Source organism: Longimicrobium sp. (assembly GCF_035474595.1).
In the GTDB taxonomy this organism is placed as follows: domain Bacteria; phylum Gemmatimonadota; class Gemmatimonadetes; order Longimicrobiales; family Longimicrobiaceae; genus Longimicrobium.
On the sequence record NZ_DATIND010000001.1, the window covers coordinates 106,249 to 126,767 of the forward strand.

Sequence of the window (20,519 nt, forward strand, 5' to 3'; positions counted from 1 at the left end):
GACGGCGCTCGCGGCCGCGAAGCCGCGTTCCTGAGGATCCCTGAACTCAGAGTCCGAACGCCTCCGTCACCTGTTCCGCCAGCTCGGCCTCGGAGATGGTGGCATCGACCGCGATCATCCGCAGGTCCAGACGCCCCGCCTCCTGGTACAGGCGCTCGGTGAACATCCGGTCGCGTTCGAGCAGGTTGGCGAGCGCGCGGTCCGGGTCGCTGGTCTTCCGGGCGATCTCCCACAGCGTGCCCCGGCTGTCGAACGCGGCCCGGCGGAACTCGGGTGTCGGCAGCAACCAGACGGCGTGACGGGGATTGGCGAGCAGCGGCTTCACCAGCCGCGGCAGCAGCCGGAAGCCCTCCACGATCACGCCCGGCCGCGTGGGAAGGCGCAGGAGGTCTTCGATGATGAAGTGGAAGCCTTCGCCCTGGAACCAGTGGAAGGTCTCCAGCATGGTCCGCGGAGACCGGTTCAGCCACCGCTCGTCCATGTCCATCGCGGCGAACGCGGCCAGCAATGGGCAGTCGCCAGGCGTGCTGCGGCGCGCGTGATCCGGCATCACGTCGTCGGTGGCGTAGACACGCATCCCGTGCCGCGCCGCCACCCGCCGGGCGATGGTCGACTTGCCCGCGCCGCTCCCGCCCCCGATCCAGTAGACGTGCCCCAGCCGCTCCTGCAACGCCGCGGCGTCGGCGATCTCTCCGAACGCAGGCTCGGGTTGCGTCACGGTTACAGATCGTATGGGTCGAAGATCTCAATCGAGAAGTGGAAGCCTTCGTAGGTCTGGATCAGCTCCACCCAGTCCTCGAAGCTCACGAACCGCCCGTCTGCTGCAACGCCGCCGTAGCCGATCCGTCCCTTCAACACGTCGTGGGACAGTGCCAGCCGCCCGCCATCCAGCCGAAGATACCGCGTAGACAGCTCGCGCCTGATCGTCTGTCTCAACCGTCCCAGCGCAAGGTATGGATCGGATTCCGACATTGCGGCGAATTCAAATCGACCCGGATCCTCGGCGACTTCCACCGCCGTGAGGAACCGGTGGTCGTCGCTGCGGGCGAAGTCGATGACGAACTCGTGGGTATCGCCGCAGCAGTCCACAAAAGACTCGCGGATCGGAAAGCCGGGATCGGCCTCTTCACTCGCCTGTCGGATCATGCGTGAGCCTCAGGTTGGTTGTGGTACCCGGCCACGATCATCACCCCATTCTGGCCAAGCCGACACCGTCTACCTCCGCCCGATCGCCGTTCGTCGGAGCTTCGGCCCGCCGGCCGCTGCTGGGATTACTCCGGGATTTCCCAGCTTGTCGGTTCCCTTCTCGGGGCATCGTTCTTCTGATGGCGGAAGGTCGAGATGAACGCATACACCAGCTTGCGCGCGCGATTCACTCCGCCCAGCGGACGGTGCTCCGGCAGGCTGTGCCAGGGAGTGAACGACAGGTTCTCGCCGAACTCCCTCTGCCGCTCGCTGTCGAAGCTCTGCCGCGGAATCACGATCGACGCGACTTTCCTGTATGGAGACGCGGCTTCGCTCCACTCCTTCCCGGGATCCTCGATGGGCATGGTGCCGGCGTCGGTCCGACGTTGCACCGCGAAGTCGAACCGGGCGTCGCCCGCCTCCAGCTGTCGGACCATCGCCCTGCGGAGAAAATCGTCCCCCGCGGGCTTGGGGATCGGATCGGTGGCGCTGGCCCGCGGGATCGCGGAATACTTGACGGCGGTGTCGCCCCAGAGATACGGCGTCGTGCTGAAATAGCGGACCTGCAGGGGGTTTCCGAACTTCTTCAGGGCTTTGAGGACGTTCCGGGTCATGCGCAAATGGGTCAGGTAGAACCACAGCTGCGCGACGATGCCGCTCTCCATCGCCTTCAGCAGGCCGTCGAATTCCTCGACATCTTTAGTGACGAACACCGGGGTGCTGATCAGGATGAAATCCTGCGTCTGCTCGTCCCTTTCCTCGTCCAGCAGCTTCTCGCCCGGCACGCCCATCAGCTTGATGGCCATGCCGCGAATGTCGGGCTTGCTGTCGGGGGAGATGCGGTTGCTCTGGTTGGAGAACCGGATCCAGGCGGGATACGTCTTCGGCTCCTTGAAGATGCCGATCCGGAGATCCGCCGGCAGATCCGGCTCGACGATGAATTCGGCCCTGACGACGCCGTGCATCTTCGGATGCGCGTCGCGCCGCATGATTCCGGTGGGGTTCTCCTTGACGATCTTGGCCTTGAGCCGGTCGGCGATCGATTGCGCGAAGGCGGACTCATCCGGGGGTGGGGATTCCTGGGCCAGGTGGCCGGCGAAGGCCATGACGCCTCCTTGTAGTGGATGCGAGTCCTACGGACCGCTGGACGCCGGGCGTCGCGTCGATCTTGGCTTTCATGGTAATCGTGGCGGATTGTGGTGCACAGCCTGATCACGCTTTCCCGCGCCGCCCTGCCACAGTGATTCCCGCTCCGACCATGCCGCCGGTCGCCGTGATCCTCGTAGTCCGTCCGCCGGTGCGGACGCGTATTCATTGTGGTTCCGCTGAGCACGTCCTATCCTGCGGGTAATCATTTGATCCTCCAACCGAAGGGCTCCGCGATGAAGAAATCTCTCCTTCCCGTGCTCGTTCTGTCGCTCACGTTCGCGGCTGTGGAGTGCCGTGCGCAGCGAGTGCGTAATCCCTGGGCTCCCGTGAACCGCGATCCGGTGGGCAACACGCTTTATTTCCTGAAGGACAGCGTTGTCGAGGAAGGCAACGGCGTTCGCGTAGCGTGGCTCCGGATCACGTACAAATTCCTCACGCAGCACGGAATGGCAAGCGGGTTCGGGCCCTTGCACGACATGGTGGAGATGCGCTATCGATTCGATTGTCCCGGCCGTCGCCTCCAGCGGCTGGAAAGCCGTGAGCGGATGGCCGGCGAGATCGTGCACGAGCATCCCGCCAACCCGGACGCCCCGTGGGAACTTCCGAACACCAGTCCAGTCCTGCGCGACGCATGGAGACGGGTGTGTTGACGATCTCCAGGCACTCTACGGAACCACGGAGTACGTCCGCGCGGGCCCAGGCGGACCGGCCTCGATAGCATCCTGATCCTCGGCAGCGGGCCCATCGTGACCGGGCAGGCGGCCGAGTTCGACTGAGACAGATTACCGTCAGGATGACTGATCTAGGCCGGCGGTCGAGTCTTCGGGTACCTTGGATGCACTCGAAGATTTCTCCTTGAGCTTGTTGCGTTCGATCGACACACCCCAGCCATAAACATCTGGATCCCCTGGATACAAATGCATGCGAGATGAGCGGAGACGCCCAAAGAACCACCTTGGCGGTGCCAACTCCGTAGGAAAGTTTGGCTCAGAGTCCGGCCAGATCGTAGATGCTATTACGGAGACGAGCAGAGCCGGAAGCAGGACTGCCAGAACGGGAAGGACGAGTAGCCACACATAATCCCAACTTCCGGTCGTCCAACGGTAAACCAGAGGAGTAAGAACCAACGCAGCAAGCTGCAGAACAATTCCAAGACTACATCCGACTATGTCGAGGAGACCACTAGACTTGGCTTCAGAGGCCGATTTTACCCCCTCAGGCATTCCGATTACATCCCCTAACACCTTGATCTCACCACCCGGGGCGGTAGTGAGTACTTTTACCAGTCCACCATCCAAATGGTCGAGAAAGTCGAATTGTATGAGTGCTGTTCCGCCGTCGGCTCGCAACTCTGGAGCGACCACACGAAAGTTCGTAACCTCGCGCCGCACGCCAGCCCCGGAAATGTCGAGCACGCGCGGGCTATGAACTTCTAAACGAAGGGGATTCGCCGGAGCGATATCCGAATTGCGAATGGGTTCACGTCCAAGATTCGCAATCCGCACGAAGCGTACGAAGGCACTGTCTATGATCTCCTCTTCTGCTCCTTTCCGCTGATAACGGATAGACAGCGAAAATTCATCGTCAGGCGACAGCGCAGTAGCAAGCGGAACTGCCGGCGTTACGTCAAACTGGAGTTCCTTACGTCGGGTCGCAGAACGCGCATAGTAAATCGCGTAGATGAATCCTGCGATTGATGCAATCCCGCCAATCAACCCGATTGCTTCAAGGGTGGTCACGTACGGTTCGGGGGCTAAGTTGGAAACCGCGCATGCGTTCAGCGGAGATGTAGAAGGTATTCAGGTGTTTTTGGTTCGACAAGCCGGTGGCGGAGTTGCCTCACCTTTCCTCCACTCCCCCGGCCGCATAGATTCCCGCTCCGACCGACACACTCGCGTCACGCCTGCGCCGGCCCAGCCCCTCGGGGGGGATGGGCCGGCGCTCGTGCGAACGCGCGCAGCACACGCATCTCAGACGCAAGCGAAACAGGCCGGTGCCCAAGCTGACCGACCTCCACAGCATCCTCATCCTCGGCAGCGGGCCCATCGTGATCGGGCAGGCGCGCGCCGGCTAACGGGGGTTACTTTCCGAGCAGCGACCAGACGTTGAAGCCCACGCCCAAGCCGAGCCATGCCCGCCGGTCGTAGTCCCACTGGTGTGCCACGCTGCCGACCGCGAAATCCACGCCTCCGAAGAGTCCGAACTCCAAGCCCCGGAACCCTGCCAGCACCGTCAGCCCCGGCGACAGAACACCCACGTTCGTCTCACTGGTAACGGGCTTCGCAGCCGACAAGCTGGTTGCCGAATCCACCTCAACCGTTGAGGCGCCGAAAAATCCGCCGAGCGTAATCGACCAGTCCTTCTGGATCTCGTTGTCACCATGGTTCAGGTACGTGTAGCGCACTCTACCCCAGGTGTACCCGCCGTAGACAGCGGTTGTGAGGCCGGTACCCACGCTCGCGGATATCTGCTGCCCGTTATTCGCCCGGTATCCGGGGCGGTACTGGATCGGGATCGTGACCGCGCCGATCGTCCGAGCGTGGTAGCGAAACTGCAGCGACTGCCGGTTCTTCAACTGGAAGTAGTAGTCGATGTCCCGCACCTCCTCGGGTGTGAGGTGGACCGTCGGGGAGTCTGTCCGCGGAATGGGATTGACTGGGGGCCAGAAGTTCACGTGCAGGCGCGAGGGTTGCTCTTCGTCCACGTAGATGGTAGCGCGGTGACCAGGGAACGCGAGCGCGCGAGAGGGACCGGCTGCGATCGAGTCGTCCGTCGGCAGTTTGTACGGGTAACTCAACTCGAGCGTGTCATCGGCTTTCTCGGTCCTGGTGACCAACGCACCGGCGCGAAGGTTGGGGTTGACGTGATTCGGCCCATAGTCCCACATCAACGAGATGGTGTCGGCCGCAGTCGCGGCGCGGTCGAGCGGCTTCATCAGGATCGTCATCCGTGGGATCGTGACCCTGTACCCGATCTGAGTGGGCTGCGCGGCGGCCGGATGCAAAAATGCTGAGAGCATCAGGAAGAGGGCCCCGATCCAGCTTACGCGTGAACGAGACATGGGTGGTTTCTGGTTCTGGGTGCGTGGGCGGGTGAGCCGAGTGCAGCACCCGCAGCCCGGCAGTATGGATGGACGTGGCCGAGAATTTTTCCGTACTTTGCGGACTTCCATGGCGGCGCTATTGAACGAGAGGCGGTCTTGCTGTCGAGGGAGCCCTTCCGACGAATAGAGCCCCGTATGATTCCCGCTCCGACTGACATCCTCGCGTCCGCCTGCGCCGGCCCAGCCCTCGAGCACGCCGGCGCTCGTGCGAACGCGCGCAGCACACGCATCCAGCAGCCAGGCGAAACAGGCCGATGCCCAGGTGGACCGACCTCCACAGGGTCCTCATCCTCGGCAGCGGGCCCATCGTGATCGGGCAGGCGGCCGAGTTCGACTGCTCGGGGACGCAGGCCGTCCGCGCGCTGGGCGAAGTGGACGGAACTACGTCGTATCTCCCCACCTGCAATCCAACGTACTTGGGATTGTTTCTCTCGCCGCGGGCAGTTACGACGGTTCACCCCGGGTGCCTACTGTCTCTTCGTGAGCAAGCTTCGACCCTCGATCCTCAGCGCGCAGATGAGTGAGGAACAAGCAGATGGTGCTAAGGCAGAAAAGCACCATCTGAAGCGATCTAAGGAAATTCTGATCCAGAACTGCACCGTCTGCCCCGGGGGGCGATTTCACGCGTTCCTGAAGCTGGAGCCAGTCTGTATCAGTGGCAGGCCGAGGAGAGTTTAGGACAACGTCAGTAACATACCGCGCATTTGCCTGATCGAAGTGACGACCAATGTGATCATCCATCTCAATCGCCGCCAATGTCATCGCAGCCGCGATTATGATTAGGAGAAAGAGGGCGGACCACGAATCAAAGCCATTGCCGCCCGCTTTCTTAGCGCGTGTTCGTATCGCCAATCCGAGAAAAATTATCGATGCAAAGGACCATTCCGGTAAGTAGAAGATTCCAAACGGCAGATCGAAGTGAAAAGCGGTTACCACGAAAAGCACTGCGAGAATCGGCAGTAGGGGATATGCCACATCACCAACGAGTAATTCGAATAGCCTGACAGTTGAAGAAAGCACGCTCAGTGATCGGGGGAATTTCATGGGAAGGAGTTCGTGGCTGGATGTCAAGGGAGAAAGCTCGCGGTCAGGAGCGTGTAATTCTTGTTGTGCATGCGCGTGGTTGCAAGGTTGCCGAGCGTGCCTTTACCGCTCTACGCCACGGTGTTCGCAAAGACTTTCCCCACCGTTCCCGACCGCATAGATTCCCGCTCCGACGACTACCCTCGCGTCGCGCCTGCGCCGGCCCAGCCCCTCGGGGACGGGCCGGCGCTCGTGCGAACGCGCGCAGCACACGCATCTCAGACGCAAGCGAAACAGGCCGATGCCCAAGCGGACCGACCTACAGAGCATCCTCATCCTCGGCAGCGGGCCCATCGTGATCGGGCAGGCGGCCGAGTTCGACTACTCGGGGACGCAGGCCGTCCGCGCGCTGCGCGAGGAGGGGTACCGCGTGATCCTGGTCAACAGCAACCCGGCCACGATCATGACCGACCCCGACCTGGCCGACGCCACCTACATCGAGCCCATCACCCCCGAGTGGGTGGAGCTCGTCATCGCCAAGGAGCGCCCCGACGCCGTCCTCCCCACCATGGGCGGCCAGACCGCGCTGAACGTCGCGCTCGAGCTGCACGACAGCGGCGTGCTGGCCAAGTACGGCGTGGAGCTGATCGGCGCGAAGGCCAAGAGCATCCGCATGGCCGAGGACCGCAGCGAGTTCGCCAAGGCCATGGCGCGCATCGGCCTGAAGGTGCCGCACGGCGGCTTCGCCACCAGCCTGGACGAGGCGCTGCGCATCGTCGAGGACACGGGCTACCCCGCCATCATCCGCCCCAGCTTCACCCTGGGCGGCACCGGCGGCGGCATCGCCTACAACCGCGCCGAGTTCGAGGGGATGATCCGCCACGGCCTCGACCTCTCCCCCGTGCACGAGGTGCTGATCGACCGCAGCGTCATCGGGTGGAAGGAGTTCGAGCTGGAGGTGATGCGCGACCACGCCGACAACGTGGTCATCATCTGCTCCATCGAAAACGTCGACGCCATGGGCGTGCACACGGGCGACAGCGTCACCGTGGCCCCCGCGCAGACGCTGACCGACGTGGAGTACCAGAAGATGCGCGACGCCGCCATCGCCATCATCCGCGAGATCGGCGTCGAAGCAGGCGGGTGCAACGTGCAGTTCGCCGTCAACCCGAAGAACGGCGAGATGCTCATCGTGGAGATGAACCCGCGCGTCTCCCGCTCGTCCGCGCTCGCGTCCAAGGCCACCGGCTACCCCATCGCCCGCATCGGCGCCAAGCTGGCCGTGGGCTACTCGCTCGACGAGCTGCCGAACGCCATCACCGAGACCACGCCGGCGTCGTTCGAGCCCGTCCTCGATTACGTGGTGGTGAAGTTCCCGCGCTTCGCCTTCGAGAAGTTCCCCGCGGCCGACAACACGCTGGGCGTGCAGATGAAGGCCGTGGGCGAGAGCATGGCCATCGGCCGCACCTTCCGCCAGGCGTGGCAGAAGGCCATCCGCGCGCTGGAGATCGGCCGCTTCGGCTGGGACGCGGGCGCCACGCTGGCCGAGGACGGGCTGCAGTCCGACGACGTGGAGGCGATCCGCGCCGCGCTCCGCCGCCCCTCGCCCGACCGCTATTACGTGATGAAGCGGGCGCTGGAGATGGGGATGGGGATCGACGAAGTCCACCAGCTCACGCACATCGACCCCTGGTTCGTGGCCGAGCTGGCCACGCTGGTCGAGGCCGAGGCGAAGTATCGCGCGCTCCCGGACGTCGACCGGACCGAGCTGCTGCGGATGAAGCGCTACGGGTTCAGCGACGTGCAGCTCGCCCGCCTCCGCGGCGAGAGCGAGGACGCGGTGCGCGAGCGGCGCTGGGGGATGGGCATCCACCCGGTCTACAACATGGTGGACACCTGCGCCGGCGAGTTCCCGGCGGCGACCCCCTATCTCTACTCGACCTACGGCGAGGAGAACGAATCGGTCCGGTCCGACCGGAAGAAGGTGGTGATCCTGGGGAGCGGGCCCAACCGCATCGGGCAGGGGGTGGAGTTCGACTACTGCTGCGTGCAGGCCGCGCTGGCGCTGCGCGACGCGGGGGTGGAGACCATCATGGTGAACTCCAACCCCGAGACGGTGTCGACCGACTTCGACGTGAGCGACAAACTGTACTTCGAGCCGCTGACGCTGGAGGACGTGATCGAGATCGTGCGGCTGGAGGACCCGATGGGCGTGATCGTGCAGCTGGGCGGGCAGACGCCGCTGAAGCTGGCGCAGCCGCTGGAGCGCCTGGGCGTGCCCATCATCGGCACGCCGGTGGAGGCCATCGATCGCGCCGAGGACCGCGAGCGCTTCGAGGCGCTGGCGCGCGAGCTGGGAATCCAGCAGCCGCCCAACGGCCTGGCCGTCTCGGCCGACGAGGCCGCCGAGATCGCGGGGCGCGTGGGCTATCCCGTGCTCCTCCGCCCGAGCTACGTGCTGGGCGGGCGGGGGATGGAGATCGTGTACGACGAGCCGGGGCTGCGCGACTACTTCCAGCGCGCCGTGGCCGTCAGCCACGACCGCCCCGTGCTGATCGACCGCTTCCTGGAAGACGCCTTCGAGGCCGACGTGGACGCGCTCTGCGACGGCGAGACGGTGGTGATCGGCGGGGTGATGCAGCACATCGAGGAGGCCGGCATCCACTCCGGCGACAGCGCCTGCGTGCTGCCGCCGTACAAGCTGGACGACCGCCAGATCGCCGAGATGCGCGAGCAGACGAAGCGGTTCGCGCTCTCGCTGGGCGTGGTCGGCCTGATCAACGTGCAGTACGCGGTGTTCGAGGGGACCGTGTACGTGATCGAGGTGAACCCGCGCGCCTCGCGCACCGTGCCCTTCGTCTCCAAGGCCACCGGCGTGCCGCTGGCGCGCATCGCCGCGCGGCTGATGGTGGGCGAGCGGCTGGCGGACTTCGGGCTGCCGGACGAGATCCCGGTGGGCGGGATCGCGGTGAAGGAATCGGTCTTCCCCTTCAACAAGCTGCCGGAGATCGACCCGCTGCTGGGCCCGGAGATGCGCTCGACCGGCGAGGCGATGGGCTTCGACGACAGCTTCGGGATGGCGTTCGCCAAGGCGCAGGCCAGCGCGGGGATGGACCTGCCGCGGTCGGGGCGCGTGGTGATCACGGTGAACGACCCCGACAAGAAGACGATCACGCCGGTGGCGCGGCGGCTGGCGGACCTGGGGTTCCAGATCATGGCCACGGGCGGCACGGCGCGCTACTTCCGCCAGCGCGGCATCCCCTGCGAGCCGGTGTACAAGGTGGGCGAGGGGCGGCCGGACCTGGCCGACCACATCATCTCCGGCAGCGTGGCGCTGCTGATCAACACGCCGCTGGGGAAGAAGAGCCAGTACGACGACTACGCGGTGCGGCGCGCGGCCATCACCTACAAGGTGCCGTACATCACCACCACCTCCGCCGCCGAGGCCGCCGCCGACGCCATCATCGCGCTCCAGAACCGCGCCCGCACGGTGAAGAGCATCCAGGAGCGCACCGGCGCGCTTGCGGCGCCGGCGACCACGACAATCCGATGAAGCACACCGGCATCTCCGACACCTCGCCCGAGGCGCGGGAATTCCTCGACGAGGGATACCGCCGGATGTCGCCCACGGAAAAGCTGAAGCGCGTTGCGTCGCTGAACCGGGCGCTCGCCGCGCTCCAGAAGGCTCGTATCCGCGCGCAGTACGGGGAAATCTCAGAGGAAGAGATGCGGATGCGTCTTGGCGCGCTTCGCCGGGCCGCGAGACGATGGTCAGGGTCTTCGGCTGGGATCCCGAAGAGAGGGGCTGGTGAGCGGTGGACGAGGCGATCGAGGTTACGCTGCTCGTAAGTGGCGTCCTGTTATCTGCCTCGAATCACTTCCGCTCGTACTTCCGGTTGCGATCTTGCCCCGGCGATCCACTCGGCGGTTCGCGGTCGCTCCTTTTCGCGTGTGATCGGCCGGTTGAATCCCGAGGATGTGGTGCTTACATTGTAGGTACCAGGAGGTGTGAGATGAGAGCACGCATCATTCGGATCGGGAACTCGCAGGGGATTCGCATCCCCAAGGCAGTGCTGGACCAGAGCGGCCTGGGCGAGGAGGTGGAGCTCGAGGTCGCGGATGGCCACATCGTCCTTCGTGCGCCCGAGAATCCGAGAGCGGGATGGGAAGAGGCGTTCGAGCTGATGCACGCGAACGGTGACGACGTCCTGCTCGACGGCGACCAGCTCGGCAGTTCGTCGTGGGACGATGAAGAATGGGAGTGGGATTGAACCGCTTCGACGTGTATCGATCCCGGTTGGATCCGACCGTCGGTAGCGAGATCCAGAAGGCGCGGCCCTGCGTCATCATCTCCCCCAACGAGATGAATCGACGGCTGCGGACGGTCATTATCGCGCCGATGACGACGGGCGGTCAGGCGTACCCGACGCGCGTGGCTTGCGCTTTCGATGGCAAGATCGGAAAGGTGGCGCTCGACCAGATCCGCACCGTGGACAAGAGTCGCCTGCTTCAGCACCTCGGCGAACTTGACGAGTTGACGGGCCGGCGAGTGCTGGACGTCCTCACACGCATGTTCGGTCGCTGAACAGGCATCAGAAACGAGGGCTCCCGATCAAGGGAGCCCTCCTCATTCTCATCCTCCCCGAATCACTTCCGCTCGTACTTCCAGTTGCGGCCCTTGCCCTCGGCGATCCATTCGACGGCGGTGTCGAGGCGCTTCTCGCGCGTGGCGTCGGACTTGGCCTCGGTGATCCACTCGACATAGTCCTTGCGCTTGCTGGGCGAGAAGGCGTGGAAGTGCTCCATCGCGGCGGAGTTCGTTTCCAGCGCGGCCAGCAGGTCGTCGGGGACGGCGGGCTCCTTCCGCTCCTCCGGCGGCTTCTCGCGGCGCGGCGCCTTCACCCCCTCGTCGTTCAGCCGCTTCGCCTCGCGGAGATGGCCGGCGAGCACGTCGTCGGGCGGCAGGTCGGAGAGCTTCGTGATGCGGCCGAAGCTGCCCATGGCGTCCTCGGGACGGTCGGTGCCGAAAATCAGCCCGTGCTTCCAGAAGCTGAACGCGGCGTGCTCCTTGAACGCCGCGAGGCCGCACAGGATTCCCTTGTACATGAACGAAGGCATCCCCCACTTCAGGTCCTCCGTCACCTCGGGAACCGTGGCGTGCACCAGGTCGCGCAGGTGTGTCAGGATCGGCCTGGCGAAGTCGGCCGATTTGTCGATGTAGGCGTCGACGCGCGGGTCTCTGCTTCCCATGGGGTTGTCCGGTGGAGATTTGCGTGCGCTCAGGCGCGCTCCAGCAGCAGGGTGCCGGAGAAGCGGCGGAACTCCTCGCGCCGGGCCGGCGTCGAGAGGCGGCCCAGGAAGCGCCAGAGCCACGCCATCGGCATCTCCCGCCGCAGCCGGTGCGCGTCCTCCAGCGTGCTGCGCCACTCCGCCTCGCGCCAGCCGTGGCGCGCGAAGAAGCCCGCTCCCGCCGCCGGCGCGAAGCGGAAGGGGGCGTTGCCGTCGCTCACCTGCTTGCCCCAGCGCTTCTGCATCCACTTCATCAGCCCGGGGCTGGCCAGGTCCGTGAGCCACCAGCGCAGCGGCGGCTGCGCGTGCAGCGCCGCCGCCAGCCCGTCCACGTCCGCGTCGGCGAGGTAGACGAGCAGCCCCTCGGTGACGACCAGCGCCTGCCGCGACCCCCCGGCCACGCGCGCCAGCACCTCCGCGCGCGCGTCCGCATCCGCCAGGTCGGCGGCAATGGCCTGGTAGCGGCAGCGGGGCGTCTCGTCCCGCATCACCCCCGACTTGTATTCGACGATGCCGGGGAGATCGACGTCGACCCAGCGCAGCTCCGGCGGCAGCTCCAGGCGCCAGGCGCGCACGTCCAGCCCGGCGGCCAGGTTCAGCACCAGGTCCACGCCGCGGTTGCGGACGGCGTCGAGGATGATCTCGTCGAACACCTGCGTGCGCACGACCATGGGCCACGACATCTGCCGGCCGCGCGGCATCGATCGCATGATGGCCTCGCCGCGCTCGCCGGCCAGCCGGCGCGCCCACGGATCGCGGAAGTGCGCGTCGGGCCGCTCCGTTTCCATCGCCCGGTAGACGGCCACCCAGCGCGCGGTGTCGGAGACGTTCTCGATCATCGTCCTTTGTGGCGGGGGCGGGCGGTTTGGGGGACGGGGATGGGTGGCAGGATATCCGCGGTAGCGCCCGCGGGCAAGAACGTCATCGCCGTACCTGCCAATGGAGTTGGCAACAGTTGGCCAGCCACCCGCCAATGAAATTGGCGGGCAACAAGAGCACAAAGTCCCTGCGGGACTGCGGCCTCCGCATCCCGCGCGGGGCAGGCGCGGGCGCGGGCGCCGCGCCGAGGGTTGCCCCGGCGGCCGATGCCCGGGTGCAGTCCCGGAGGGACTTGGTGCCTTTGTTGCCCCGGAATTCCATTCCGGGTACCCGGTGATGGTGCCGCGCGCGAGGCAGGCTCCTTGCCCGGCGACGCCGCATGCAGACGCTTCTGGCGGTGGACCTGGGCGTGCGGACGGGGCTGGCGCTGTACGGCGCGGACGGGCGGCTGCTGCGCTACCGCTCGCAGAACTTCGGCAGCGCGGCGCGGCTCAGGCGCGCCGTTCCCGCGCTGCTGGACGCGGAGCGCGACCTGGCGTGGGTGGTGATCGAGGGCGGCGGCCCGCTGGCGGACGTGTGGGAGCGCGAGGCGGCGCGGCGGCACCTGCCCGTGCGCCGCATCGGCGCGGAGGAGTGGCGGCGCGCGCTGCTGTATCCGCGCGAGCAGCGCACCGGCGCGCAGGCCAAGACCACGGCCGACGGCCTCGCGCGCCGCATCATCGACTGGTCCGGCGCGCCGCGCCCCACCTCGCTCCGCCACGACGCCGCGGAGGCGATCCTGATCGGCTTCTGGGGCGTGCTGGACGCGGGCTGGCTCGACGAGGTCCCCATCGAGCTGCGCCGCTGACCGCCGCGCTCCGAGGATGCACGATCTCCAGTCGGTCGCAGGGAAGACGGGGCCGCAGTCCGCAGGGACTTTGTGCTGTTGTTGCCCGCGAATTCATTCGCCTTTCTCCCCGCCGGATGCGTTGCCTCCGCATCTCCCGAAACCCAACGCGAAGCGGCTCGCGAGAAATCTCCGCGAGCCGCATCTTCATCCCCCTTCACCTGCTGTGTGGACAGCGGCGCCGTTCCTGCAAGGTGCCCGGCGCGCGCCCGGTCAGACCTCGTCGCCCAGGAAGCGGCGGACCTCTTCCAGGACGCGGCGGGGCTCCACCGGCTTGGCGAGATAGCCGTCGCACCCCACCTCGTCGGCGCGCTGGCGGTCGGTGACGAGCGCGTGCGCGGTCAGGGCGATGATCGGGATCTTCGCCGTGGCGGGGTCGGCCTTGAGGGTGCGGGTGGCCTCCCAGCCGTCCATCACGGGGATGGAGACGTCCATCAGGATCAGATCCGGAAGCCTCTCGCGGGCCAGGCGCACCCCCTCGCCGCCGTCGCCGGCCAGGATCACGGTGTAGCCGAAGTGCTCCAGCATCGTGCGGTAGACGATGCGGTTGTCTTCGTGGTCTTCGACGAGCAGGATGGTTCGGCTCACGGCGGTATGGTCCCCGGGGAGAGGGCGGGACGGGACGGAAACAAACCGCGGCAAATCCCTTGCCGGGGTCGCGCCAATTTGCTACGCTGTGTTCGACATGTCAAACACGGTTCGGCTTGCCGAAGGTGGCACGCTCCGGAGCGGCGATCCGGACGGCTTCTCTGGCGCAGCGGCTAAATCCTTGCAAGGGCGCGAGATGCGTTCTGAGCAGGGAACCCCGTTCGCCCGAGGTGGAGTGCTGCCTTCCGAACTGAGTACCGGCCCAGCACGCCGAAAGGCGGTAGAGCTCTCGGCGTTCTTCGAGCGGCTGCGCCAGGTGCTGGACGACCGGGAGCTGTCGCAGGCCGACCTGGCGCGCGAGCTGGGCGTCGGCGTGGCCACCGTCAGCGAGTGGTTCACCCGCGGCCGCGTGCCCAACGGCGACGTAATGCTGCGGCTTCCCGGCGCGCTGCGGGTGAACGGACACTGGCTGCTGACCGGCGAGGGCCCCCGCGAGCGCGAGCAGGCGCCCGACGGCGACCCGTACCTGCGCGGCGCCTGCGACGCCATCGAGCGGCTGCGGCAGGCGCTGGACGACGCGTCGCGGCGCTTCGGCGCGAACGCGATGCCTGCCGCCGAGCCGCCCGCCGGCGGCGAGCCCTGAGTCTCCCCCGCCCGGCACCCGCCGCCGGGCCTCCATCTTCCCGTGCAGCCGTCGCCCCGGGCCCCCGGGGCCGCGGAGGTGATGCGTGCCGACCACCCTGATCGGCGTCGACCTGCGGCGCCCGCCCGAAGAGCAGTACCCGCGTCCCCACAACCGCTGGCATCCCGACATCCCCCCAGTCGCGTCGGTGGACCCGGGCGCGGTGTTCCGGCTGGAGTGCCTGGACCTGTCGGGCGGCCAGATCGTGAACAGCGACTCGGCCGACGACGTCCGCGAGCTCGACCTTTCCCAGCTGCACTACCTGAGCGGCCCGGTGGCGGTGAACGGCGCGCGCCCCGGCGACCTGCTGGTGGTGGACATCCTCGACATCGGCCCGCTCTCGGGCGCCGAGTGGGGGTTCACGGGGATCCTGGACCGGCAGACGGGCACGGGGCTGCTGACCGACGAGTACCCCGAGGCGCGCAAGGCGATCTGGGACCTGAACGGCATCTACGCCACCAGCCGCCACGTGCAGGACGTGCGCTTCGCCGCGCTCCCGCACCCGGGGACGATCGGGTGCGCGCCCTCGCCCGAGCGGCTGGCGCGGTGGAACCGGCGCGAGCTGAAGGTGGCCTCCACGCACGGCGGGCACTTCACCTGGGGAACCGCGGTGCCGCAGGCCGGCGGCGCGCTGATGGGGATGCTGGAGGCGGCGCACGCCGAGCGCGTGGCCGGCGAGGCGGCGCGCACCTGGGCGGCGCGCGAGAACGGCGGCAACCTGGACGTGAAGGAGCTGGCCCGCGGCTCGCGCGCCTACCTTCCCGTGTACGTGGAGGGCGCCAACCTCTCGGTGGGCGACCTGCAGTTCAGCCAGGGGGATGGGAAGATCACCGGGCTGGGCGGGGTGAAGATGGCCGGCTACATCGACCTGCACGTGGACCTGATGCCCGACGGGATCAACCGTACGGGGATCACCAGCCCGGTGTTCGAGCCGGCGCCGGTGGAGCGCGGATACTCCGAGTACGTGACCTTCCAGGGGATCTCGGTCGACGAGAACGACACGCAGCACTACCTGGACGTGTGGGTGGCGTACCGGATGGCCTGCCGCCACGCCATCCGCCACCTGCAGCGCTACGGCTTCACCGGCGAGCAGGCGTACGTGCTGCTGGCAGCCGCGCCGGTGCAGGGCCGCATCAGCTGCATGCTGGAGCACCCCAACGTCTGCTGCACCGTGGCGCTCCCCAGCACCATCTTCGACTTCGACATCGGCCCGCGCACGGAGATCCGCTCGGCGCCGCGAGGGGAGCTGGCGAGGCCGTCATAGGAGAAGTGCGGAAGTGCGGAAGTGCGGAAGTGCGGAAGTGCGGAAGTGCGGAAGTGCGGAAGTGCGGAAGTGCGGAAGTGCGGAAGTGCGTTTGAAGAAGGAAAGAAGTCTCACGCAGACGAGCAGAGGCAGCAGAGAACGACCGCGTCTCTGCTGCCTCTGCTTCCTGGACGCCGGACGAACGGCTCCGTCGCGGGGAGAGACTGCTCAGTAGCAGCCGTCGGCCTCGGCGGTGGCGGGCTCATAGCAGACGCTGTGACAGCTGAGCTGGCACGTGAAGTTGCACGACGCGCAGGTGTTGCCGCAGGTGTTCCAGCAGGTGTTCACGCAACTGGCGCACGAGCCGTTGCACGACGCCTGGTAGGTGTTGCACACGCCGTCGTAGTCGCTGACCGGCTCCTGGGGCGGAACTTCACCTTGCGCGCGCACCGTGCCGGCACCTTCCAGGCGCGCGGACACGGCAAAGGAGTCGACGGTGAGCTGATCCAGGTCCAGGCGAAGCTTGCGGTTCATCGTGGCACCTCGGGAAGAATGAGTCGCCGCCGCCACGGTGGCGGCAGCGAGAAGGCGGAGCGGAACCGGAGGGCAGGGCCCCCCCCGGCCGCTCCTGAAGATTATGGCGGAATACGGAATGGGATGCCAGCCCTTCCGCCATCGAACCGGGTCCGCGGCGCGGCATGCGCGGCTCACGTTCCTTCCCCCGAATGAATCTCCCGATGAACGAGCAGCCTCGTCCCCCAGGCAAGCGGCCGTCGGTCCTGAAGCCGGATGGGGAGGGCGGGCCCGAGGGCGCGATCGCCCGCGGCGTGAGCCTGCTGATGACGGTGGGGCTCTACGTGGTGCTCGGCTCCGTCGCGCTGGTGGCCGGGATGATGGCGATGTTCGGCGCGGGAACGTTCTGGCTCGTCGTCGCGATCGCCGCCGGGATCGGTCTCCTGGTCCTGACCGCGGGGCTGGTGACGCAGTACCGCACCGAATCGCCCCGGAGGAAGCGGCGGCTGCCGGGGAGATGAAAGATGGGGCCCACGCAAAGAAGCAGAGCAGCGGAGGAGATCTCCCGCTGCTCTGCTTCTTTTGCCCTGTCCCCTGTCCCCTGCCGTTCAGCCGATGTTCGGCGCGGCGAAGATCGGCGCGACCACCAGGGCCGCGGCGCCGCGGAGTCGCGTCTGCGGGTCGTGCGGCTCGGGGATGACGGGCGTCGCGGCGGTGCCCTGCGTGAGCGTGCGCTCGGCCAGCGCGGCCACCACCTGCGGCCGGATCAGGTCCCACCCCGCCGCGATCTCGCCGCCCACCACGATGCGCGCGGGGTTCAGCGCGTTCACGATCGCCGCGAGGCCCAGGCCCACGTAGCGGCCCGTCGCCTCCAGCGCCGCCCGCGCCGCCGCGTCGCCCGCGCGGGCGCGGGCGATCACGTCGGCCACGGTCAGGCGCGTCTCGCGCACCTGCGCGTAGCTCTCACGCGTGGCCAGCTCGCGCCCCAGGTAGCGGGCGACGATGGCGGGGTTGGAGGTGTACGCCTCCCAGCAGCCGTGCGAGCCGCAGAGGCAGGCGGGGCCGTCGAGCGAGAGGGGGATGTGGCCGAACTCGCCGGCGGCGTCGCGGTGGCCGCGCACCAGGTGGCCGCCCATCACCAGCCCCGCGCCCACGCCGTCGGAGAAGGTGACGTAGGCGAAGCTGTCGGTGCCGTTCTCCGCGCCCTGGCCCATCCACATCTGCGCCAGCGCGCAGGCCACGGCGTCGCGCTCGACGTGGACGGGGAGGCCGACCGCCTTCTCCAGTGCGCAGCGCAGGTCCACGTCGCGCCACCCCAGCGTGGGCGCGTTCAGCAGCCGCCCCGTCGCGCGGTCCACCATCCCCGGGACGACGAGGCCGATCCCCTGGCACACGCCCTCTGCGGCGTGCGCCTCGAGCAGGCGCTGGATGCGCGCGGCCAGCGCCTCCACCAGCTCGTCGGGCCGCGCGGGGGTGGACAGCAGCTCGGTGGAGAGCGCGCGGCCGCTGAAGTCGGCCAGCATGATCTGCGTCTCCGACAGCCGCACGTCGATGGCCACGGCCAGGCGGTCGTGCGCGCGGACGTGCAGGAGCGTGGGCTTGCGCCCGCGGGGCGACGCGCCGGTGGCGCCCTCGGCCAGCAGCCCCTGCTCGATCAGCTCGTTCACCAGCGGGGTCACGATCCCGCGCGCCACCTCCATCCGCCGCGCCAGGTCGGCGCGCGAGATGGGCTGGTACTCGCGCACCAGGTTCAGGACGATCTGGCGGTTGATCTCCTTGGTGGTCGTGCGCGTGGCACGCTGGAAGTTGCGCGGGTCGATCTTTCGCACGGCGGACGGGGTCAGGTGGGTGAACCGCTCGGGGACCGGCCCGGTGCCCGCCGGAAACGCGCGGGCGCGATTTTGTCAGTCCGCCGTCCCAATTCGGCGGCGCGGGCCGGCCGCGGGTGGAACGGGCGCCGGCGGAGGCGGCGGAGACGCGCGTGCCGGCCGGAATCCGCGCCGGCTCGCGGGGCTGGCCGGGCCGCCCAAAGATGGCCGCCAAAACCTTGTGGAGCAAGTCGTCTCGCGTTTCGCCCCCCTCCGCCGGGGCGGGGCGGAGGCGGCGAAAAGGGCTTGCGGAGCGGATTTGCGCGTCTTATTCTGCGCATCATCTTTGTTAAGATCGCTGACAAATCGTCCCGCGCCGATCCCCCGCGCGGAGCCGGTGCCTCGCGTCCCCCGCGGCGGCATCGGCCCGGCGGAACCGGCCGGACCTGGAATCCCCCTCCGGCGCGCCCGCGGCCCACCCGCGGAGCGGCAGGCCCCATCCCCCAACCCACCGGGACCTCCGTGACGATCCAGCTGCATACGATCGACTACGTCATCCTGGCCCTGTACTTCGCCTTCGTGGTGGGGATCGGGGCGGCGCTGAAGCGCCACATGAAGTCGTCCACCGACTTCTTCCTCTCGGGGCGGTCGATCCCGGCGTGGGTGGCGGGGCTGGCCTTTCTCTCGGCCAACCTGGGGGCGCAGGAGGTGATCGGGATGGCGGCGTCGGGGGCCAAGTACGGGATCGCCACCAGCCACTTCTACTGGGTGGGCGCCATCCCCGCCATGGTGTTCGTGGGCGTGTTCATGATGCCGTTCTACTACGGCTCGCGCGCCCGCTCGGTCCCCGAGTACCTGCGGCTGCGCTTCGACGAGAAGACGCGCGGGCTGAACGCCGTGTCGTTCGCGGTGATGACGGTGTTCTCGTCGGGCATCTCCATGTACGCCATGGGCCTGCTGCTCGGCGTCCTTCTCGGCTGGGACTTCAACTTCAGCGTGCTGGTTTCGGCCGTCATCGTCCTTCTCTACATCTTCCTGGGCGGGCTGACGAGCGCCATCTACAACGAGGTGCTGCAGTTCTTCCTCATCGTGGCCGGCTTCATCCCCCTGGTCTTCCTGGGGCTGCGGGACGTGGGGGGATGGCACGGGCTGACGCAGCGGCTGGCTGAGACGGCCACGCACAACGGCTTCGCGGCGGGCGCGTACACCGAGAGCTGGCGGCACATGGGGAGCGCCGCCGCCAACCCGATGGGGGTGGAGTGGTTCGGGCTGGTGATGGGGCTGGGCTTCGTCCTTTCCTTCGGCTACTGGACGACGGACTTCCTGGTCGTGCAGCGGGCGATGGCGGCGGATTCGATGTCGGCCGCGCGGCGGACGCCGCTGATCGCCGCCTTCCCCAAGATGCTCTTTCCCGCGCTGGTGATTTTGCCGGGGATGATCGCGATCGCGCTGACCACGCGCTCGGGGACGAGCGGGTTCGCGCTGCCGGCGAAGGCCGACGGAACGCTGAACTACGACCTTTCCATCCCCATGATGCTGGGCCACTACTTTCCGCCGGGGATGCTGGGGCTGGGGCTGACCGCGCTGATGGCGTCGTTCATGAGCGGGATGGCCGGGAACGTGACGGCGTTCAACACGGTGTGGACGTACGACATCTACCAGGCGTACATCCGCAAGGGCGAGAGCGACGCGCACTACCTGTGGATGGGCCGCGCGGCCACGGTGTTCGGGATCGCGCTCTCCGTCGCCACCGCATACGCGACGACGCAGTTCAACAACATCATGGACATGCTGCAGCTGGTGTTCGCCTTCGTGAACGCCCCGCTGTTCGCGACCTTCCTGCTGGGGATGTTCTGGCGGCGGACCACGGGGCACGGCGCCTTCACCGGCCTGCTCTCGGGGACGCTGGCGGCGGCGGTGCACCACGGGCTCTCTCTGCCGGCCGGCTCCGGCGTGGGGATCAAGGGCGGCTGGCTGAGCGTGATGCACACCTATCCCAGCGAGATGGCGCAGAACTTCTGGACCGCGATCTGGGCGTGGACCACCTGCTTCGTGGTGACGATCGTGGTGAGCCTGCTGACGAAGCCGCGGCCGGCGGAGGAGCTGCGCGGGCTGGTGTACTCGCTCACCGAGCGGCCGAAGGACGAGGGCGAGCCCTGGTTCCGGCGGCCCGGCCCGCTCGCGGTGGTGGTGCTGGCGATGACGCTGGCGCTTAACCTGATCTTCTTCTA

At 67.4% G+C, this 20,519-nt stretch carries 19 protein-coding genes; 9 read left to right on the forward strand and 10 right to left on the reverse strand.

The features are described from left to right. Positions 1 to 46: 46 nt before the first annotated feature. The 3 genes from VLK66_RS00400 to VLK66_RS00410 all read right to left on the reverse strand — a co-directional run bounded on the left by VLK66_RS00400 (position 47) and on the right by VLK66_RS00410 (position 2,291). Entirely contained in the window at positions 47 to 718 is a 672-nt protein-coding gene (locus VLK66_RS00400) for a hypothetical protein (protein WP_325306977.1), read from the reverse strand. 2 nt (positions 719 to 720) lie between these two features. After that, positions 721 to 1,146, reverse strand: coding sequence for a DUF7713 domain-containing protein (locus tag VLK66_RS00405; protein WP_325306978.1), 426 nt, complete (start codon positions 1,144 to 1,146; stop codon positions 721 to 723). Between the two features lie 125 nt (positions 1,147 to 1,271). Further along, positions 1,272 to 2,291, reverse strand: coding sequence for a catalase family protein (locus VLK66_RS00410; RefSeq protein ID WP_325306979.1), 1,020 nt, complete (start codon positions 2,289 to 2,291; stop codon positions 1,272 to 1,274). A gap of 276 nt (positions 2,292 to 2,567) precedes the next feature. Here VLK66_RS00410 and VLK66_RS00415 point away from each other — a divergent pair, with 276 nt between their 5' ends. Further along, the gene (locus tag VLK66_RS00415) at positions 2,568 to 2,984 is read left to right on the forward strand and encodes a hypothetical protein (RefSeq protein WP_325306981.1); all 417 of its coding nucleotides are present in this window, start codon (positions 2,568 to 2,570) and stop codon (positions 2,982 to 2,984) included. Between the two features lie 138 nt (positions 2,985 to 3,122). Here the strand turns inward: VLK66_RS00415 and VLK66_RS00420 are convergent, their stop codons facing one another. After that, positions 3,123 to 4,073, reverse strand: a complete 951-nt coding sequence (locus tag VLK66_RS00420) for a hypothetical protein (protein ID WP_325306983.1) — start codon at positions 4,071 to 4,073, stop codon at positions 3,123 to 3,125. A gap of 341 nt (positions 4,074 to 4,414) precedes the next feature. Beyond that, complete coding sequence (locus VLK66_RS00425) at positions 4,415 to 5,281, reverse strand: hypothetical protein (protein ID WP_325306985.1); 867 nt, start codon at positions 5,279 to 5,281, stop codon at positions 4,415 to 4,417. A 1,480-nt stretch (positions 5,282 to 6,761) separates the two neighbouring features. On the opposite strand from VLK66_RS00425, the gene carB reads away from it, so the two are divergent. From carB to VLK66_RS00440, 3 genes are all read left to right on the forward strand, one after another. Beyond that, entirely contained in the window at positions 6,762 to 10,013 is a 3,252-nt protein-coding gene (carB, locus tag VLK66_RS00430; protein ID WP_325306986.1) for a carbamoyl-phosphate synthase large subunit, read from the forward strand. Positions 10,014 to 10,473: 460 nt separating this feature from the next. Continuing rightward, on the forward strand, positions 10,474 to 10,731 hold the full coding sequence (locus VLK66_RS00435; RefSeq protein WP_325306987.1) for an AbrB/MazE/SpoVT family DNA-binding domain-containing protein: 258 nt from the start codon (positions 10,474 to 10,476) through the stop codon (positions 10,729 to 10,731). Then, a complete protein-coding gene (locus VLK66_RS00440) occupies positions 10,716 to 11,045 on the forward strand; it encodes a type II toxin-antitoxin system PemK/MazF family toxin (protein ID WP_349260469.1) in 330 nt (109 codons plus the stop codon). Before VLK66_RS00435 ends, VLK66_RS00440 begins: the two co-directional genes overlap by 16 nt. Before the next feature lie 62 nt (positions 11,046 to 11,107). Here the strand turns inward: VLK66_RS00440 and VLK66_RS00445 are convergent, their stop codons facing one another. Further along, on the reverse strand, positions 11,108 to 11,710 hold the full coding sequence (locus tag VLK66_RS00445) for a YdeI/OmpD-associated family protein (protein WP_325306990.1): 603 nt from the start codon (positions 11,708 to 11,710) through the stop codon (positions 11,108 to 11,110). A gap of 29 nt (positions 11,711 to 11,739) precedes the next feature. Beyond that, positions 11,740 to 12,588 (reverse strand): SAM-dependent methyltransferase, encoded by an 849-nt coding sequence (locus VLK66_RS00450; protein ID WP_325306991.1) that lies wholly within the window; start codon positions 12,586 to 12,588, stop codon positions 11,740 to 11,742. A 359-nt stretch (positions 12,589 to 12,947) separates the two neighbouring features. On the opposite strand from VLK66_RS00450, the gene VLK66_RS00455 reads away from it, so the two are divergent. Continuing rightward, the gene (locus VLK66_RS00455; RefSeq protein ID WP_325306992.1) at positions 12,948 to 13,415 is read left to right on the forward strand and encodes a hypothetical protein; all 468 of its coding nucleotides are present in this window, start codon (positions 12,948 to 12,950) and stop codon (positions 13,413 to 13,415) included. A gap of 252 nt (positions 13,416 to 13,667) precedes the next feature. Here the strand turns inward: VLK66_RS00455 and VLK66_RS00460 are convergent, their stop codons facing one another. Continuing rightward, entirely contained in the window at positions 13,668 to 14,042 is a 375-nt protein-coding gene (locus tag VLK66_RS00460; protein WP_325306993.1) for a response regulator, read from the reverse strand. A 235-nt stretch (positions 14,043 to 14,277) separates the two neighbouring features. On the opposite strand from VLK66_RS00460, the gene VLK66_RS00465 reads away from it, so the two are divergent. Together VLK66_RS00465 and fmdA are read left to right on the forward strand one after the other, a co-directional pair. Then, entirely contained in the window at positions 14,278 to 14,685 is a 408-nt protein-coding gene (locus VLK66_RS00465) for a helix-turn-helix transcriptional regulator (protein WP_325306994.1), read from the forward strand. An 85-nt stretch (positions 14,686 to 14,770) separates the two neighbouring features. Next, complete coding sequence (fmdA, locus tag VLK66_RS00470; protein ID WP_325306995.1) at positions 14,771 to 15,988, forward strand: formamidase; 1,218 nt, start codon at positions 14,771 to 14,773, stop codon at positions 15,986 to 15,988. Positions 15,989 to 16,195: 207 nt separating this feature from the next. On the opposite strand, the gene VLK66_RS00475 is transcribed toward fmdA, so the two are convergent. Then, on the reverse strand, positions 16,196 to 16,501 hold the full coding sequence (locus tag VLK66_RS00475) for a hypothetical protein (RefSeq protein WP_325306996.1): 306 nt from the start codon (positions 16,499 to 16,501) through the stop codon (positions 16,196 to 16,198). 203 nt (positions 16,502 to 16,704) lie between these two features. Between VLK66_RS00475 and VLK66_RS00480 the strand changes: the two genes are divergently transcribed. Continuing rightward, complete coding sequence (locus VLK66_RS00480) at positions 16,705 to 17,001, forward strand: hypothetical protein (protein WP_325306998.1); 297 nt, start codon at positions 16,705 to 16,707, stop codon at positions 16,999 to 17,001. A gap of 87 nt (positions 17,002 to 17,088) precedes the next feature. On the opposite strand, the gene VLK66_RS00485 is transcribed toward VLK66_RS00480, so the two are convergent. Next, positions 17,089 to 18,309 carry an ROK family transcriptional regulator gene (locus tag VLK66_RS00485; protein ID WP_325306999.1) on the reverse strand — a complete coding sequence of 407 codons (1,221 nt, stop codon included), beginning with the start codon at positions 18,307 to 18,309 and terminating at the stop codon, positions 17,089 to 17,091. Between the two features lie 507 nt (positions 18,310 to 18,816). On the opposite strand from VLK66_RS00485, the gene VLK66_RS00490 reads away from it, so the two are divergent. Continuing rightward, positions 18,817 to 20,519 (forward strand): sodium:solute symporter family protein (locus VLK66_RS00490; RefSeq protein WP_349260471.1); only part of this gene is annotated, 1,703 nt, incomplete at its 3' end.

Excerpts from the sequence above, each read along its gene's own strand:
- VLK66_RS00405 (WP_325306978.1), bottom strand. The coding sequence starts at position 1,146 with ATGATCCGACAGGCGAGTGAAGAGGCCGATCCCGGCTTTCCGATCCGC.
- VLK66_RS00410 (WP_325306979.1), bottom strand. The coding sequence starts at position 2,291 with ATGGCCTTCGCCGGCCACCTGGCCCAGGAATCCCCACCCCCGGATGAG.
- VLK66_RS00415 (WP_325306981.1), top strand. The coding sequence starts at position 2,568 with ATGAAGAAATCTCTCCTTCCCGTGCTCGTTCTGTCGCTCACGTTCGCG.
- VLK66_RS00425 (WP_325306985.1), bottom strand. The coding sequence starts at position 5,281 with ATGACGATCCTGATGAAGCCGCTCGACCGCGCCGCGACTGCGGCCGAC.
- carB (WP_325306986.1), top strand. The coding sequence starts at position 6,762 with ATGCCCAAGCGGACCGACCTACAGAGCATCCTCATCCTCGGCAGCGGG.
- VLK66_RS00435 (WP_325306987.1), top strand. The coding sequence starts at position 10,474 with ATGAGAGCACGCATCATTCGGATCGGGAACTCGCAGGGGATTCGCATC.
- VLK66_RS00440 (WP_349260469.1), top strand. The coding sequence starts at position 10,716 with ATGGGAGTGGGATTGAACCGCTTCGACGTGTATCGATCCCGGTTGGAT.
- VLK66_RS00445 (WP_325306990.1), bottom strand. The coding sequence starts at position 11,710 with ATGGGAAGCAGAGACCCGCGCGTCGACGCCTACATCGACAAATCGGCC.
- VLK66_RS00450 (WP_325306991.1), bottom strand. The coding sequence starts at position 12,588 with ATGATCGAGAACGTCTCCGACACCGCGCGCTGGGTGGCCGTCTACCGG.
- VLK66_RS00455 (WP_325306992.1), top strand. The coding sequence starts at position 12,948 with ATGCAGACGCTTCTGGCGGTGGACCTGGGCGTGCGGACGGGGCTGGCG.
- VLK66_RS00475 (WP_325306996.1), bottom strand. The coding sequence starts at position 16,501 with ATGAACCGCAAGCTTCGCCTGGACCTGGATCAGCTCACCGTCGACTCC.
- VLK66_RS00480 (WP_325306998.1), top strand. The coding sequence starts at position 16,705 with ATGAACGAGCAGCCTCGTCCCCCAGGCAAGCGGCCGTCGGTCCTGAAG.